14 protein-coding genes are annotated in these 16,935 nt (G+C 71.8%); 12 read left to right on the top strand and 2 right to left on the bottom strand.

What is annotated here, in order from left to right:
* The first annotated feature begins 185 nt into the window (after positions 1–185).
* The 5 genes from FLL47_RS37045 (at position 186) to FLL47_RS37025 (ending at position 7,195) form a co-directional block, all read left to right on the top strand.
* A complete protein-coding gene (locus FLL47_RS37045) occupies positions 186–3,305 on the top strand; it encodes a discoidin domain-containing protein (protein WP_144127326.1) in 3,120 nt (1,039 codons plus the stop codon).
* 247 nt (positions 3,306–3,552) lie between these two features.
* Positions 3,553–5,853 carry a sensor histidine kinase gene (locus FLL47_RS37040; protein WP_144127325.1) on the top strand — a complete coding sequence of 767 codons (2,301 nt, stop codon included), beginning with the start codon at positions 3,553–3,555 and terminating at the stop codon, positions 5,851–5,853.
* Positions 5,847–6,266, top strand: coding sequence for a roadblock/LC7 domain-containing protein (locus FLL47_RS37035; RefSeq protein ID WP_425457804.1), 420 nt, complete (start codon positions 5,847–5,849; stop codon positions 6,264–6,266). Before FLL47_RS37040 ends, FLL47_RS37035 begins: the two co-directional genes overlap by 7 nt.
* A gap of 4 nt (positions 6,267–6,270) precedes the next feature.
* Entirely contained in the window at positions 6,271–6,636 is a 366-nt protein-coding gene (locus FLL47_RS37030) for a DUF742 domain-containing protein (RefSeq protein ID WP_246159148.1), read from the top strand.
* Positions 6,617–7,195, top strand: coding sequence for a GTP-binding protein (locus tag FLL47_RS37025; RefSeq protein WP_144127323.1), 579 nt, complete (start codon positions 6,617–6,619; stop codon positions 7,193–7,195). The genes FLL47_RS37030 and FLL47_RS37025 overlap by 20 nt, the downstream gene beginning before the upstream one ends.
* A gap of 91 nt (positions 7,196–7,286) precedes the next feature.
* On the opposite strand, the gene FLL47_RS37020 is transcribed toward FLL47_RS37025, so the two are convergent.
* Positions 7,287–8,225, bottom strand: coding sequence for a ribose-phosphate diphosphokinase (locus tag FLL47_RS37020; RefSeq protein WP_144127322.1), 939 nt, complete (start codon positions 8,223–8,225; stop codon positions 7,287–7,289).
* A 124-nt stretch (positions 8,226–8,349) separates the two neighbouring features.
* Here FLL47_RS37020 and FLL47_RS37015 point away from each other — a divergent pair, with 124 nt between their 5' ends.
* The 7 genes from FLL47_RS37015 (at position 8,350) to trxA (ending at position 16,043) form a co-directional block, all read left to right on the top strand.
* The gene (locus FLL47_RS37015) at positions 8,350–8,859 is read left to right on the top strand and encodes a hypothetical protein (RefSeq protein ID WP_144127321.1); all 510 of its coding nucleotides are present in this window, start codon (positions 8,350–8,352) and stop codon (positions 8,857–8,859) included.
* 226 nt (positions 8,860–9,085) lie between these two features.
* Positions 9,086–10,999, top strand: coding sequence for a molecular chaperone DnaK (gene dnaK / locus FLL47_RS37010; protein ID WP_144127320.1), 1,914 nt, complete (start codon positions 9,086–9,088; stop codon positions 10,997–10,999).
* Positions 11,000–11,007: 8 nt separating this feature from the next.
* Entirely contained in the window at positions 11,008–11,646 is a 639-nt protein-coding gene (locus FLL47_RS37005) for a nucleotide exchange factor GrpE (RefSeq protein ID WP_246159146.1), read from the top strand.
* Between the two features lie 3 nt (positions 11,647–11,649).
* Positions 11,650–12,639: a DnaJ C-terminal domain-containing protein gene (locus FLL47_RS37000; RefSeq protein WP_144127319.1), complete on the top strand. Its 990-nt coding sequence runs from the start codon at positions 11,650–11,652 to the stop codon at positions 12,637–12,639.
* A complete protein-coding gene (locus FLL47_RS36995) occupies positions 12,636–12,971 on the top strand; it encodes a chaperone modulator CbpM (protein WP_144127318.1) in 336 nt (111 codons plus the stop codon). Before FLL47_RS37000 ends, FLL47_RS36995 begins: the two co-directional genes overlap by 4 nt.
* Positions 12,925–15,582: an ATP-dependent chaperone ClpB gene (clpB, locus tag FLL47_RS36990; RefSeq protein ID WP_144127317.1), complete on the top strand. Its 2,658-nt coding sequence runs from the start codon at positions 12,925–12,927 to the stop codon at positions 15,580–15,582. Before FLL47_RS36995 ends, clpB begins: the two co-directional genes overlap by 47 nt.
* Complete coding sequence (gene trxA, locus FLL47_RS36985; RefSeq protein ID WP_144127316.1) at positions 15,582–16,043, top strand: thioredoxin; 462 nt, start codon at positions 15,582–15,584, stop codon at positions 16,041–16,043. The genes clpB and trxA overlap by 1 nt, the downstream gene beginning before the upstream one ends.
* Positions 16,044–16,101: 58 nt before the next feature.
* On the opposite strand, the gene FLL47_RS36980 is transcribed toward trxA, so the two are convergent.
* The gene (locus FLL47_RS36980; protein ID WP_144127315.1) at positions 16,102–16,884 is read right to left on the bottom strand and encodes an alpha/beta hydrolase; all 783 of its coding nucleotides are present in this window, start codon (positions 16,882–16,884) and stop codon (positions 16,102–16,104) included.
* Positions 16,885–16,935: the final 51 nt, after the last annotated feature.

The following is a 16,935-nucleotide window of genomic DNA, read 5'->3' as shown; positions in this document are numbered from 1 at the left end:
CCCACGACCTCGGCCGCCGGAAGCGCCCTCGCTGCGGCCTACGTCCGCTGAGCCACGACAACGGTTGACTAATCGGCTCGTTTCGATGACTCTGTTCGGAGAGCGCTCTCCAACAGGTCCCGCCGACCGTGGCCGTCCCCCACCCGGCTGGGCCTGTCCCGTCCCGTCTCCATCAGGAGCAGCCCATGTCGCTCAGATCTACCGTCAGGCTGCCGTGGCGCAGCCGAGCGGGCCTGGCGGCGGCCGTCGCCGTCGCGCTCGCACTGCTCGCACAGTCCCTGACCGGGGTGCCCGCACAGGCCGCCGGGCCGCTGATCTCCCAGGGCAAGCCGGTCCTCGCCTCATCGATCGAGGGCGCGGGCACCCCGGCCACGGCCGCCGTCGACGGCGATGCCGGCACCCGCTGGTCCAGCCAGTTCAGCGATCCGCAGTGGATCCGCGTCGACCTCGGCGCGACCGCCGCGATCGACCAGGTGAAGCTCGTCTGGGAGGCGGCGTACGCGACCGGCTTCCAGATTCAGGTGTCGCCGGACGGCAACACCTGGACCAACATCTACTCGACCACCACGGGCACCGGCGGCACGCAGACCCTCGCCGTCACCGGCAGCGGGCGCTACGTGCGGATGTACGGCACCGTGCGCGCCAACGGCTACGGCTACTCGCTGTGGGAGTTCCAGGTCTTCGGCACCATCGGCGGCACCCCCAGCCCGAGTCCCAGCACGAGCCCCAGTCCCCCGCCGAACCCGGGCGGTACGCCGATCTCCGAGTTCAAGAAGGTCGAAGCATCGTCGTACGAGGGCGGCAACGCGCCCGCCGCCGCGCTCGACGGCCGCACCACCACCCGCTGGTCCAGCCAGTTCAGCGACCCGCAATGGATCCGGATCGACTTCGGCGGCGCCGCGACGATCTCCAGGGTCGTGCTGAACTGGGAGTCCGCGTTCGCGCGCGGCTACCGGATCGAGACGTCCAACGACGCGGCGAACTGGACCACGATCCACTCGACCACCACCGGCAACGGCGGTACCGAGACGCTGAACATCAGCGGCAGCGGTCGCTACCTGCGCCTCTACGGCACCGCACGAGCCACCGGCTACGGCTACTCGCTGTGGGAGCTGCAGGTGTTCGGCACCGTCAGCACGTCGGCGACCACCCCGCCGATGCTGTCCGGCCCGACCCGTCCCCCGGCGACCACCGGGCAGTTCGCGCTGACCGGCCCGGCCGACGCGGCGATGGTCACCGCCACCCGCCGCCCGGCGCTGAGCTGGAACACGGTCGGCGGTGCGGCCCGCTACCAGGTCTGGATCAACATCAGCCGCACCGACTACGACTTCACCCAGCCCGGCAACCTCATCGACCTGTACACCAAGGTCGCCGAGCCGACCGGCACGACCTACACCCCGACCTGGGACCTGCCGGACCGGTGGACCTACAAGTGGTACGCGGTGGCGGTCAACGGCTCCGGCGGCACGATCGCCGTGTCGAACATCCGCCGGTTCAGCGTGTACCTGCCGGTGCTGGAGAACGTCGTCGACGGCGTCAACGTCGTCAACGGCAGCCGGGACCTCAACAAGAACGGCGCGATCGAACCGTACGAGGACTGGCGGCAGCCGGTCGAGACACGGGTCACCGATCTCCTCGGGCGCATGACGCTGGAGGAGAAGGCGTACCAGATGTTCTACAACGCCCAGACGTTCAACCGGTCGGGCTGGCACTTCGGCCCCGCCGAGGGACCGGACCTGCACGGGTTCCTGACCTCGTCGGCGTCGACGCGGCTGGGCATCCCGTTCGTGTCGGCGGGCGACACCATCCACGGCTACAAGACCACCTACCCGACGCAGAGCGCCCTCGCTGCGACCAGGAACTACCCGCTGGCGTACAAGCTGGGCGACATGCAGCGGCGCGAGCAGCTCGAGGTCGGCACCCGGGGCGTGCTCGGGCCGCTGGCCGAGGTCGGCACGAAGGTGCTCTACCCGCGCATCCAGGAGGGCAACGGCGAGAACGCCGACGTCGCCGCGGCGCAGGTGCGAGCCCTGGTGGCCGGTCTGCAGGGCGGCCCGGAGCTCAACCCGGCGTCGGTGCTCGCCACGGTCAAGCACTGGCCGGGCGAGGGCGCGGGCGGCGAGGCGCTGATCGTGTACGACGCGGTCACCATCAAGTACCACATGATCCCGTTCCGGGCGGCGATGGAGGCCGGGGCGGTCAACATCATGCCGGGGTACGCGGGCAGCTCGCTGCTCGACCCGGGCGGCCCGGGAGCGGGCGACAGCGCGCCGATTCTGGCGTACCTGCGCAACAACCTCGGGTTCACCGGTCTGATCACGACCGACTGGCTGCCCTCGGGCTCCTGGGTCGGCGCAGCAAAGGCCGGCTCGGACGTGATGGGCGGGGCCGACCCGGGCGCGCCCGGCTACTCCATCGGCACCTTCACCGCCGGGGTCCCCGCGGCCCGCATCGACGACGCGGTCCGGCGCATCCTGCGGCTGAAGTTCCAGCTCGGCGTGTTCGAGGCGCCGTACGGGGACCCGGTCAACGGGCCGTACCGGATGCACCAGCCCGCGTACACCGCGCTGGCCAACCAGGCCTCGCGGGAGGCGATGACGCTGCTGAAGAACAACGGCGTGCTGCCGCTGCGGCTCAACGCGGGCGACAACATCGTCGTCGCCGGTCCGCGCGCGACGGACGCGCTGGCCTGCTGCATCTGGACCAGCTACTTCCACCAGGAGTACGGGTCGAAGAACATCATCGACGCGATCCGGGCCCGTGCCGCGACCGCGGGGGTGAACGTCTACCAGGACACCGGGCCCGCGCCGAAGGTGGCGGTCGTCGCCGTCGGCGAGGGCTCCTACACCCACGGCACCAACTGGGTGAAGGAGCAGCCGTACCTGCCCGCCGACCAGCTCGCGGTGATCCAGAACTTCCGCAACCAGAACATCCCGGTCGTGGTCGTGCTGGTGATGCCGAGGCCGTACGTGATCACCGAATGGGACGGCCTGGCCGGGGCGACCGTGGTCACCTATCGCGGCGGCGAGGAGATGGGCCCGGCGCTGGCGTCGCTGCTGTTCGGCGACTACGCGCCGAGCGGCAGGCTGCCGTGGCAGCTGCCCCGGGCGCTGACCGACGTGCTGCGGCCCGGTGGGAGCGACGTGCTCGCCGACGCCACCGAGGCCTGGGACCTGCCCTACGACCTGGGCGCGACCGCGGCCCAGCGCAACGAGATCCGGGCGCGGATCGACGCCGGGCAGCCGGTGCCGACCACGTACGGCAACCCGCTCTACCCGTACGGAGCCGGGCGAACCGGCTGGTGACAGCACCACCGGACGGCCGTCCCGTGACAGCGGGGCGGCCGTCCGGCCGTGTGCGCACCCGGATCGGGCGAGTGCGAATCGGCCTCACGGCCGAGCTTCGGGAGCGTCGCACGCGGTGTGCGACCAGGGCGTAGACCGCGTTGTTACAACGGGTCGCGACGTCAGCCGAACACCCCGTCGCGCCCCGTCCACCACGGGACGCGAGCACCACCGCCACCCCCACAGCGTCCTCTCCCGAGCGGGTGCCATGAACGATTCCGACCCCCGACCGCCCCGCAACCCCGGCCTGCGCAACAAGATCTTCGCCGTCCTCGCGTCGCTCGTGGCGCTGTGGACGTTCGCCGCGTACGTCACCGTGGGGCAGGGGCTCAGCCTGGTCTGGCTGGCCGCGCTGGAGCAGCAGGTCGCCAAGCCGACCGAGGCGCTGATCGCGGCGATCCAGGCCGAGCGCCGCGAGTCGGTCACGTTCGCCGCGTCCGGCGTGGCCGCCGACCGGGCCGCGCTGGACGCCGCCCGCGCCGGCACCGACCAGGCCGTGAGCAAGCTGCGCGGCGCCCTGGAGGGCCCCGTCGCACAGTGGTCCACCAGCGAGGCCAGCGACGCCCGGCTGGCCGACCTGCTCGCCGCGCTCGACGGCCTGCCCGACCGGCGCACCGAACTCGACCGCGGCAGCCTGGACCGGGTGCGGGCGAACACCTACTTCACCGGCCTGACCCAGCTCGGCTTCGACGTGTACGGCACGTACACCGCCTGGGACGACTCGGACGTCATCTTCCACACCTCGACGCTGGTGCTGCTGACCCACTCCCAGGAGATGGTCTCCCGCGAGGACGCGGTGCTGTCCGGCGTCCTCGGCGAGGGCCGGTTCACCGAGGCCGACCGGGCCGCGTTCACCGAGCTGGTCGGGGCGCAGAAGTACCTGTCGACGCAGGTCGCCGAGCGGCTGCCGCAGCCCGACAAGGGGCAGTACTTACGGCTGCTGAACAGCCCCGAGATGCTGGCCCTGCAGGCGCTGGAGAACCAGGTGATGCGGGCTCCGCCCGGCGCTGCCCCGCTCGCCGACGCAGCCACGTGGCGGGCCGCGGTGACCGGCGCCATCGACGCGCTGCGCACGCTGGTGCTCGACCTGGCCGACCAGACGGTGGTCCGGTTCCGCCCGGCTGCGATCGGCATCATGGTGCAGCTGGTGCTGGCTGCCGGTCTCGGGCTCATCGCCGTGGTGCTGTCGATCCGGTTCACCATCCGGTCGCTGCGCTCGCTGCAGGCACAGCTGGCGCAGCTGCGCGCCGCCGCGCTGGACCTGGCGCACGTGCGGCTGCCGCGGGTCGTGGAGCGGCTGCGGGTGGGCGAGGAGGTCGACGTCGCCAAGGCGGCGCCCCCGCTGGCGTTCGGCGACGACGACATCGGGCAGGTGGGCCGCGCGTTCGACGTGGTGCAGCAGACCGCGATCCAGGCCACCGTCGATCAGGCCGAGCTGCGCCGCGGCGTACGCGACGTGTTCCTCAGCCTGGCGCACCGCATCCAGACGCTCGTGCACCGGCAGCTGAAGATGATCGACCTGATGGAGCGGCAGGCCGCCACCGACGAGGAGCTGGCCAAGCTGTTCCAGATCGACCACCTGGCCACCCGCATGCGGCGCAACGCGGAGAACCTGGTGGTGCTGTCCGGTGTGCCGGCCAGCCGCACCTACCGCGCCGCCGTGCCGATGGTGGACGTGCTGCGCGGTGCGCTGGCCGAGGTCGAGGACTACCCGCGGGTGCGGCTGCGAGCCGCAGAGCCGGCCGCGCTCGCGGGTCACGCCGCAGGTGACGTCATCCACCTGCTGGCGGAGCTGATGGAGAACGCCGTGTCGTTCTCACCGCCGCACACCGACGTCGACGTGACCGGCCGCGCCGTGCCCGGCGGATACCTGGTGGAGATCGCCGACCGCGGCCTGGGCATGACCGACCCGGACCTGCAGGAGGCGAACCTGCAGCTGGCCGATCCGCCGGAGTTCCAGCTCGCCGGCGCGGCCCGGCTGGGCTTCTACGTGGTCGGCCGGCTGGCGCAGCGCTACCAGCTCGTGGTGCAGCTGCGCCGCTCGCCGCACGACGGGGTGACCGCAGCGGTGGTGATCCCGACCGAGCTGATCGCCCGGACCGCGCCGGAGGTCGGCGACCGGCCCCGCGAGCGGCTGCTGGCCACCGTCGCGGCCGCGGCCGCGCTCAGCCCGAACGGCCGCCGTCCGGCCGGGCAGCCCGCCGGGACGGACCCGTCGCCGGGCGCGGCAGAGGCCGCCGCCGGCGACGACACCAGGTTGACTCCCGCCGGATTGCCGTGGCGCGAGAAGCGGCCCAAGCGGGTCGTGCCGCGCCCGCGCGACCTGGCCGAGGCCGAACAGACAGGCGGTGGCGGCCAGACCGGCCCGGCGTACCCGAACGGCCGCGAGCCGCAGGAGGTCAGCCGGTTCCTGGCGGCGTACGCCGACGCCGCGCGGCAGGGCCGTGCGCACGCCGAGCTGACCGGACAGTCCCCGACCGCAGCACATCCGGAAGGACCAGCATCGTGACGGAGAAGACCGCAGCGACCGTCGACCTCGCCTGGCTCGTGGACGACCTGGTCCACCGGGTCGTGGAGGCCAGGTACGCCATCATCCTGTCCACGGACGGGCTGCTCATCGCCACCTCGGCGGGGCTCGTCAAGGCCGACGCCGAGCACCTGGCGGCGGCCGCGGCCGGGATGAGCAGTCTCGCCCGGGGCGCCGGCCGGCACTTCGGCGACAGCGTGGTGCGCCGCACCATGATCGAGTTCGGCACGGGTTACCTGTTCGTCACGTCGGCCGGCAACGGCGCCTGCCTGGCCGTGGTGTGCGGCAGCGACATCGACGTGGGCGTGGCGGCGTACGAGATGGAGATGCTGGTGGTCCGGGTGGGCCAGTACATCACCACCCCCGTCCGCCAGCCCGCCGCGGCGCAGGGCTGACCTGGTGGAGGCGCCACATGAGCAGTGGCCCGACGCCGTACCGGTGGTGCGGCCGTACGCGATGACGTCCGGCCGGACCACCCCCGTGCGCGGCGCGTTCGACCTCATCTCGATCGTGCTGGCCACCCGGCCGCCCGAACACGACGACGGTCTGCACCCGGAGTCCGCGCAGATCATCCGGCACAGCCAGGAGCCCGTCTCGGTCGCCGAGCTGGCCGCCGAGCTGGACCTGCCCGCGGGCACGGTCATGGTGCTGCTCGGCGACCTGCTGGCGCAGCGGCTCATCGTCACCCGTTCCCCGACCCCGGCCCGCGGTGTGGCGAGCCGACCCGTACTCGAGGCGGTCATCCATGGACTCCGTACGCTCTGACGCGGCACCGGTCGTACTGCCCACCGCGGTGAAGATCCTGATCGCGGGGCACTTCGGCGTCGGCAAGACCACGATGGTCGGCGCGGTCAGCGAGATCCGCCCGCTGCGCACCGAGGAGGTGCTCACCGACGCCGGGATCGGGGTCGACGACCTGTCCGGAGTGGAGGCCAAGACCCACACCACCGTCGCGATGGACTTCGGCCGCATCACCATCAGCCGCGACCTCGTGCTGTACCTGTTCGGCACGCCCGGCCAGGACCGCTTCTCATTCCTTTGGGACGAGCTGGCCTCGGGCGCGATCGGCGCCGTGGTGCTGGCCGACACCCGGCGGCTGAAGGAGAGCTTCGCCTGCATCGACTACTTCGAGGAGCGCGAAACACCGTTCGTGGTGGCCGTGAACTGCTTCGACGGCGGCGACCGCTTCACCCCCGCCGACGTCCAGCTCGCCCTGAACCTCGATCCCGGCACCCCCGTCCTGCTGTGCGACGCCCGCGACCGCACCTCCTCCCGCACCGTCCTGGTCGCCCTGCTCCAGCACGTACTGTCCCTCCCCGTCTGAGGGACGATCCTGCGGGAACTGTGGGTGCGACACGGGCTATTCGGGCGTATCGGCAACAGTTCGCGCAAGATCGTCGCGATCTTGGGGTGGGTCAGGAGAACAGGGCGCTGACGGACTCGCCGTTGTGGATGCGGCGCATCGCTTCGGCCAGTGCCGGGGCGACGGAGAGCACTTTCAGTTTCGGTACGTGCTTTTCGGCTGCGATCGGCACCGTGTTGGTGCAGACGATCTCCAGCACGCCGTCCTGATCGCTGAGGCGCTTGAGGGCGTTGTCGGAGAACAGGCCATGGGTGCAGGCCAGGCGGATGGAGCGTACGTGCAGGCCGCGCAGGTGCTCCATGAGCTCGATCACGGTACTGCCCTTGGCGATCTCGTCGTCGAGCACGATGACGTGCTTGTCCGCCACGTCGCCGATGACCGCGCTGATCTGCACCCGGTCGTCGCTGTAGCGCTGCTTCGCCCCGGCGGCCACCGGCGTGCCGAGCAGGCGGGCGAACGCGGCCGCCTCCTTGGCGTTGCCGAGGTCGGGTGAGACGACGACGGTGTCGGCCAGGTCGTACTGCCGGAAGTGGCCGGCCAGCTCGCGCAGCGCATGCAGGTGGTCGACCGGCATGCTGAAGAACCCGTGGATCTGCGGCGAGTGCAGCGTCATCGCCAGCACCCGGTCGGCTCCGGCGGTGCGTAGCAGGTCGGCGACCAGCCGTCCGCCGATGGAGATGCGCGGGGCGTCCTTCTTGTCCGAGCGGGCATACGCGTAGTGCGGCATCACCACGGTGATCCGCCCCGCCGATGCGCCCCGGGCCGCGTCGAGCATCAGCAGCAGCTCGACCAGGTGTTCCTGCACGGGCGGCACGAGCGGCTGCACCAGGTAGACGTCACGGTCGCGGCAGTTCGCGCCGAGCTGCACCTCGAGGCAGTCGTTGGCGAAGCGCGACACCCGCACCGGGTGCAACGGCACCTCCAGGTGGGCACAGATCTCGGCCGCGAGTTCGGGATGGGCACTACCGCTGAACACCGCGATGTCACGCACGCCGGAATGGTAACCAGCGCGTGGCCGGGACGGGCACCGCGGTGGGGCGCGCCGTCATCCGATCGGGAATCCGACGACCGCCTGGGCTAGGGTCGCCTCAGCGGGCGGCGGAGGGACGGCACGGATGGATCGGCAGGCGGAACTGCGCCGGGTGCTCGAAGGGCCGCTCCCCGGCGAGGTGAGCGAGGAGTTCCTGCAACGGTTCACCTTCACTGCCGACGACCCCCGTTCGGTGATCTCACTGGCCCGGGACGTGCTCGCGACCGTACTGGGCCCCGGCCTCGTCTGGCCGGACCTGGCGCAGTGGCGGGAACGGCTGCCCGACCGGTTCGTGTCGGCGTGCGTGCCGAAGCGGGACCCGGCCGCGGCCGACGCCGAGCTGACGCGGTGGAGTGCGATGACGCCGCAGGAGCAGCGCGAGTACGAGAGCACCTCAGCCTGGACGCTGTCGGGGTGGCTGCACTGGTTCGATCCGGAGGGCGACGGCGAGTCCCGCAGCTGGCAGTGGTGGGACGCCGGGCTCGACGGGCCTGCCGCAGGCTGGGTAGACGTCCAGGTCGGGGGCCACCCGTTCGCCTCGGGATCGCTGGAGTGGCTGCTCAGGGCCTCCGGCGCCAGGGACATCGACAGCTGAGGCGAGCACTGCCCGGCGACAGGGACCCGGCTAGACGAACACATGTTCGATCAGGCCGTCGGGCGGTAACGGCACCTCGGCCGTGACGGTCCGATAGATTATGTGAGTCCGATTTATGTGCAAATACCGGACGTGCGCTCCGCGTGTCCGCTGATGGGCGGCCCGCCGACGGTTCGCCACGCGCAGGCCGCACGCACCGGGCAGACAGCGGATGTGGAGCTGCGCCATGGCCAAGGCAGTGGGTATCGATCTGGGGACCACGAACTCGGTGATCGCGGTGTTCGAGGGCGGCCAGCCGACGGTGATCCAGAACGCGGAGGGTGCGCGTACCACGCCGTCGGTGGTCGCGTTCACCGACGCGGGCGAGCGCCTGGTCGGGCAGCTGGCCCGCAGGCAGGCGATCCTGAACCCGAAGGGCACCATCTACTCCGCGAAACGGTTCATCGGCCGGCACTTCGACGAGATCAGCCAGGAGGCCAAGGCGGTCGCGTTCGACGTCGTGCCCGGCCCGGAGGGGCTGGTCCGCTTCGACGTCAAGGGCAAGATGTACTCCCCCGAGGAGATCAGCGCCCAGGTGCTGCGCAAGCTCGTGGACGACGCGTCGAAGTTCCTCGGCGAGAAGGTCACCCAGGCCGTCATCACGGTGCCCGCGTACTTCAACGACGCCCAGCGCACCGCGACCAAGGACGCCGGCCGCATCGCCGGTCTCGACGTGCTGCGCATCATCAACGAGCCGACCGCGGCCGCGCTGGCCTACGGCCTGGACAAGAAGGGCCACGAGACGGTCCTCGTGTTCGACCTCGGCGGCGGCACGTTCGACGTGAGCATTCTGGACGTCGGCGACGGCGTGGTCGAGGTACGCGCCACCGCGGGCGACTCCCACCTCGGCGGCGACGACTTCGACCGCCGCCTGGTCGACCACCTGGCCGACGAGTTCAAGAACGACAACGGCATCGACCTGCGCACCGACCCACAGGCCCTGCAGCGGCTGTTCGAGGCCGCCGAGAAGGCCAAGGTCGAGCTGTCGTCGGTCACCCAGACGCAGGTCAGCCTGCCGTTCGTCACCGCCGACGCGTCCGGCCCGAAGCACCTCACCACCACCATCACCCGGTCGAAGTTCGAGGACCTGACCAAGGACCTCGTGCAGCGCTGCCTGGGCCCGGTCGAGCAGGCCATGGCCGACGCGAAGGTCACCGCCAACGACCTCGACGAGGTCATCCTCGTCGGCGGGTCCACCCGCATCCCCGCCGTGCAGGCCCTGGTCCGCCGCCTGACCGGCGGCAAGGACCCGAACATGAGCGTCAACCCGGACGAGGTCGTGGCGCTGGGCGCCGCGATCCAGGCCGGGGTGCTCACCGGTGAGGGACCGGACGTGCTGCTGCTCGACGTCATCCCGCTGTCGCTGGGCCTGGAGACCCTGGGCGGACGGATGACCAAGGTCATCGAACGCAACACCACGATTCCCGCGCGCCGGGCGGAGACGTTCTCCACCGCCGAGGACAACCAGCCCGCCGTGGACATCCATGTCCTGCAGGGCGAGCGCGAACTCGCCGGTGACAACCGCACGCTGGGCAAGTTCCGGCTGGAGAACATCCGGCCGGCCGCGCGCGGCGTCCCGCAGATCGACGTCACCTTCGACGTCGACGCCAACGGCATCCTCAACGTCTCCGCCAAGGACAAGGACACCGGCGTCGAGCAGGCCATCACCATCACCGACAGCGGCAACCTCGATCGCGGCGACGTCGACCGCATGGTCGCCGACGCCGAGTCCCACCGGGAGGAGGACACCCGCACCCGCCAGCTCATCGACACCCGTAACGAGCTCGAGTCGCTGACCTACCAGGTCGAGCAGCGGCTGGGCGAGCTCGGCGAGGCCGCGCCCGCGCACGAGAAGGCCCGCGCGGATCTGCTCGTCGGCGACGCCCGCCAGGCCATCAAGGAGAACGCGCCCGTCGACCGGTTGCGTTCGCTGATCGGCGATCTGCAGCAGGTGGCGCAGGGCCTGATGGCCCGGCCCAGTGGACCGCCGCCCGGCGGCGACGCGGGTCAGGGCGGGCAGGGCGGCCCGACCGCGGGCGCGCGCACCGGTCAGAGCCAGGGCGACGACGACGTCATCGACGCCGAGTTCTCGCCGAGCTGAGGGCCGCGATGGCACACCACCCGCACAGCGGCACCGGCCCGCAGGCCGACACCGAGCCGGAGGACCAGTCCGTCCGGGACCACGTGCCCAAGCACGGGCTGGACCCGCCCGGCCCGGTCGCCATGGACCCGGACGAGGTCGCGGTCTCGACCGGCCATGCCGGGGAGCCGTCGGCCGAGGCGCCCGACATCGAGGCGCCCACACCCGCCGCCGGACCGTCGGCCGCCGAGCTGGAGGCCCGGTTGCGGCGGGCGCTGGCCGACCTCGACAACATGCGCAAGCGGTACGAGCGCCAGCTCGCCGCCGAACGCGAGCAGGAACGGGCCCGTACCGCCGCGGTGTTCCTGCCTGTCATCGACAACCTCGATCTCGCCCTCGCGCACGCCGGCAGCGACCCGGCCGCGGTCGTCGACGGGGTCCGGGCGGTGCGCGACCAGGCCGTGAACACGCTGTCCACGCTCGGTTTCCCGCGCCGCGAGGACACCGGCGTGCCGTTCGACCCGGTGTGGCACGAGGCGGTCAGCGTGGTCCCGAACACCGGCGAGCCCGACGGGACGGTGCTGCAGGTGATCCGGCCCGGCTACGGCGAGGTCGACCGGCAGCTGCGCCCGGCCACGGTCGTCGTCGCCGGCAACACCCAGGGGTGAGCCGTGGCCCGCGACTTCTACGAGGTGCTCGGGGTCTCCCGGAGCGCGTCCGCCGACGAGATCCAGCAGGCGTTCCGCAAGCTGGCCCGCAAGTACCACCCGGACGTCAACAAGAGCCCGGACGCCGAGGACATGTTCAAGGAGATCAACGAGGCGTACCACGTGCTGCACGACCCGAAACAGCGCGCCCGCTACGACCGCTTCGGCGAGGACTTCCGCAAGGTCCCCGAGGGGTACGAGGAGATGGCCGGCGCGGGCGCGGGTGGTTTCCGCGGTCGCGGTGCGGGTCAGGGCGGCTTTCCCGGCGGCGGGTTCCCGGGCGGCGGCTTCCGCGGCCGGGACGGCGGGGAGCCGTTCTCGTGGTCGTACGAGGGCGGCGACGTCGATCTCGAGGACCTGCTCGGCGGTATGTTCCGCGGCGGCGGCCGGGGCGCGGGACGGGGCGCGGGCCCGATCCCGGGCGCGGACCAGGAGGCGGAGCTGCCGCTCAGCGTCGAGGAGGCGTACCAGGGCGGCAAGCGCTCCATCACGCTCTCCGGTGCGGAGGGTCCGCGCAGCTACGACGTGAACATCCCGGCCGGGGTCGTCGACGGGCAGCGCATCCGGCTGGCCGGGCAGGGCGGCCGGGGCCGCGGCAACGCCCCCGCCGGTGACCTGTACCTGGTGGTGCGGCTGGAACCGCACCAGCGCTACCGGCTCGACGGCCGCCACATCCACGTGGCGCTGCCGGTGAGCCCGTCCGAGGCGGCGCTCGGCGCGACCGTGGAGCTGGTGACACCCGGCGGGCAGACGAAGGTGACCGTGCCGCCGGGCACGTCCAGCGGCAAGCGCCTGCGCCTGCGCGGGCAGGGCATGCCGCACCACCGCGGCGAGCACGGCGACCTCTACGCCGAGGTGCGCATCGCGGTCCCGGGCAGTTTGAGCGACCGCGAGCGCGAGCTCTACGAGGAGCTGGCCAAGGCGTCCACCTTCGACCCGAGGAGCGCCCGATGAAGGTGTACGCGCTCGCCGTCCCGACCCGGCTCAGCCTCGACCACTTCGCCCGGCGGGCGGGCCTGCACCCGGTGCTGGTGCAGCGCTACGTCGCGCTCGGCCTGCTCGACGCGAACCGCGACGCGGGCGGCGGCCTGTGGTTCTCCCCCACCGAGCTGCACCGGGTGGCGCGGGTGCAGCGGCTGCACGCCGACCTGTCCCTGAACTACACCGCGATCGGCCTGGTCATGGACCTGCTCGACCGCGTCGAGGAGCTGCAGACCGCACTGCGAAGGAGCGAGCGCCGTGGACATGAACAAGCTGACGCAGAAGTCGCAGGAGGCGCTGCATGACGCGCAGACGATCGCGCTGCGGATGGGGCACACCGAGGTCGACGGCGAGCACCTGCTGCTGGCGCTGCTCGACCAGCCCGACGGGATCGTGCCCCGGCTGATCGCGCAGACCGGCGCCGACCCGAACCGGCTGCGCGGCGAGGTCGAGCAGGACCTGCAGCGCCGGCCCAAGGTCAGCGGGCCGGGCGCGCAGCCCGGTCAGGTGTACGTCACGCAGCGCCTGTCGCGGGTGCTCGACACCGCCGAACGCGAGGCCAAGCGGCTCAAGGACGAGTACGTGTCCACCGAGCACCTGCTGCTGGCCCTGGCCGACGAGGGCTCGGCGTCCGCGGCGGGCCGCCGGCTCAAGGAGAACGGGGTCACCCGGGAGGCGTTCCTGGCCGCGCTGACCCAGATCCGCGGCAACCAGCGGGTCACCTCCGCGATGCCCGAGGTGACCTACGAGGCGCTGGAGAAGTACGGGCAGGACCTGGTCGCCGACGCCCGCGCGAACCGCCTCGACCCGGTCATCGGCCGCGACGCCGAGATCCGGCGGGTGATCCAGATCCTGTCCCGCAAGACGAAGAACAACCCGGTGCTCATCGGCGACCCCGGCGTGGGCAAGACCGCGATCGTGGAGGGGCTCGCCCAGCGCATCGTGCGCGGCGACGTCCCGGAAGGGCTGCGCGACAAGACCGTCTTCGCCCTCGACATGGGCTCCCTGATCGCCGGGGCCAAGTACCGCGGCGAGTTCGAGGAGCGGCTCAAGGCCGTGCTCAACGAGGTCCGCGCCGCCGAGGGACGCATCCTGCTGTTCGTCGACGAACTGCACACCGTCGTCGGGGCGGGCGGCGGCGTGGAGGGCGCGATGGACGCGGGCAACATGCTCAAGCCGATGCTGGCGCGCGGCGAACTGCACATGATCGGCGCGACCACCGTCGACGAGTACCGCAAGCAGATCGAGAAGGACGCCGCGCTGGCCCGGCGCTTCCAGCAGGTGTTCGTCGACGAACCGTCGGTCGAGGACACCATCTCCATCCTGCGCGGGCTGCGCGAACGCCTCGAAGTGTTCCACGGCGTGAAGATCCAGGACTCGGCGCTGGTGGCCGCGGCGACCCTGTCCCACCGCTACATCACCGACCGGTTCCTGCCCGACAAGGCCATCGACCTCGTCGACGAGGCCTGCGCGCGGCTGCGCACCGAGATCGACTCCATGCCCGCGGAACTCGACGAGATCACCCGCCGGGTCATGCGCCTGGAGATCGAGGAGGCCGCGCTCGCCAAGGAGACCGATGCGTCGAGCCTGGCCCGGCTCGACCAGCTCCGCCGTGAACTGGCCGACCTGCGCGCCGAAGCAGACGCCAAACACGCCCAGTGGGAGAGCGAACGCCAGGCCATCCGCCGCGTGCAGGACGTACGCGAAGAGCTCGAACGGTTGCGCCACGAGGTCGAGGAGGCCGAGCGGGCGTACGACCTCAACCGGGCCGCCGAACTGCGCTACGGCCGCATCGCGGACCTCGAACGCCGCCTGGCCGCCGAGGAGCAGAAGCTCGCCGACCGGCAGCAGGGCCAGCCCGGCCTGCTCCGCGAGACCGTCACCGAGGACGAGATCGCCGAGATCGTGTCCGCGTGGACCGGCATCCCGGTGTCCCGGCTGCAGGAGGGCGAACGCCAGAAGCTGCTGCGCCTCGACGAGATCCTGCACGAGCGCGTGATCGGCCAGGACGAGGCCGTCCAGGTCGTCGCCGACGCCATCATCCGCGCCCGGTCGGGCATCAAGGACCCGCGCCGCCCGATCGGCTCGTTCATCTTCCTCGGCCCCACCGGCGTCGGAAAGACCGAGCTGGCCAAGGCCCTCGCGGCGGCCCTGTTCGACTCCGAGGACAACATCGTGCGCCTCGACATGAGCGAGTACCAGGAACGCCATACCGTCAGCCGGCTCGTCGGCGCGCCGCCCGGATACGTCGGCTACGAGGAGGGCGGTCAGCTCACCGAGGCGGTACGCCGCAAGCCGTACTCCGTGGTGCTGTTCGACGAGATCGAGAAGGCGCACGCCGACGTGTTCAACACGCTGCTGCAGGTGCTCGACGACGGCCGGATCACCGATTCGCAGGGCCGCACCGTCGACTTCCGCAACACGGTCATCATCATGACCTCCAACATCGGCGCCGAATACCTGCTGGAAGGGTCCGATGCCGACATCTCCGAGCAGGCCCGTGCGAAGGTGCTGGGCGAGCTGCGCGGGCACTTCCGGCCCGAGTTCCTCAATCGCGTCGACGACATCGTGCTGTTCCACCGGCTGACGCTGCCGCAGATCGAGAAGATCGTCGACCTGCAGTTCGAGGACCTGCGCCAGCGGCTCGGCGAACGCCGGATCAGCCTCGACCTCACCGAGGACGCCCGCAAGCTCATCGCCGAGCACGGCTTCGACCCCGTCTACGGCGCGCGGCCGCTGCGCCGCTACATCGCCCACGAGGTCGAGACCCGGATCGGCCGCGCCATCATCGCTGGTGACCTGCGCGAAGACGCGGTGATCCACGTCGGCGTGCGGGACGGCGAATTGGCGGTAACCTTCGACGCGGCACCGGCTTCGCAGCTGGCGGAGGCGGGCGCGGGAACGGGAGTTCGATGATGGCACAGGTACCCCAGCAGGACACCCGGGCCGACCTGGTCGCCTGCCCGCACTGCGGCAAGCGCAACCGGCTGCGCGCCGCCGCGGCCGGGGTCGCCCGCTGCGGGAGCTGCCGCGGCATGCTGCCGTGGCTGACCGAAGCGACCGACCACGACTTCGACGCCGTGGTCGTGCGCTCGTCGCTGCCGGTGCTGCTGGACCTGTGGGCGCCGTGGTGCGGGCCCTGCCGCATGGTCGCGCCCGGCGTGGAGAAGGCCGCGTCGGCGTACGCGGGGAGGTTGAAGGTCGTCAAGGTCAATGTGGACGACTCGCCGGAGACGGCGGCGCGTTACCAGGCCCAGTCGATCCCGCTGCTGCTCCTGCTGAACGGCGGCGAGGTGGTGGCCCGGCAGCTCGGCGCGGTCCCGCCGGACGCGCTGCTGCAGTGGGTGGAGCGCTCACTGCCGGCGACGAAGTCGTAAGCCACCGCCGGGCGCGGACGGGCTTCCGGATCGGGCCCGGCCGCGCCCGGCGCGACGGCTACCGGGACAGCCAGTCGGTGACGATGGCGTCGACCTGCGCGGCGTGCTCGGTCTGCGGGGCGGCTTCGATGCCGGGCTCCTCGGCCAGAGCATGGCCCATACCGGGGATCGCGACCAGCGACGATCCTTCCGGCAGTGCGGCCCACATCCGCTCGGCCGGGTCGCGGAACCCTTCCCGGTCGTCCTCGTCGCCGATCACCATCAGCAGCGGGCGCTCGATCTCCGCGGCGCGGGCCACGAAGTCCAGCCGGTCCGCGACGGCACGGCTCTCGTCGGTCCAGGCGTACGGCATGCCGAACATCCGCGAGTTCGCGTCGACCAGGGCCGACAACTGGACCGCGGGGCTGACCAGCGCCACCCGGTCGACCTCCACGGCCGTCTCGGTGAGCAGGCGCAGCGCCGTCATCGAACCGATCGACCCGCCCACCACGCTGAGCGGGCCGTGCGCGTTCAGCAGCGAGCGCAGCTCGGCCAGCACGGCCGGGAACTCCGCCACCGCCTGCCGGGTCACCGGCTCGAACACGTTCATCACCGCGTCCTCCATGGCGAGCTTCATGAGCGCCTCCGGGCCGCCGGGCAGCATCCGGTCGCCGGTCATCGGCAGACCCAGGTACACGCGCCAGGCGTTCAGGCCGGACAGCGGCAGGGCGGCGGCCATGGCCACCTCGCTGCGCGGCGGGTCGAGCAGGTGCCACGCCACGACCAGCGGGGCGTCCGGGGTCGGGTCGGCGGGAGGCAGGGCGACGTACGGCACTCCGGCCGCGGTTCCTGTGAGCGTCATGTCGACCAGTCAAGCCCGCCCGTACGGCCGCCGTCGAACAACCATGCCGAC

It is taken from the genome of Catellatospora sichuanensis (assembly GCF_007483665.1).
GTDB classification, from domain to species: Bacteria; Actinomycetota; Actinomycetes; order Mycobacteriales; family Micromonosporaceae; genus Catellatospora; species Catellatospora sichuanensis.
This window is presented reverse-complemented; position numbering and strand designations above follow the sequence as displayed.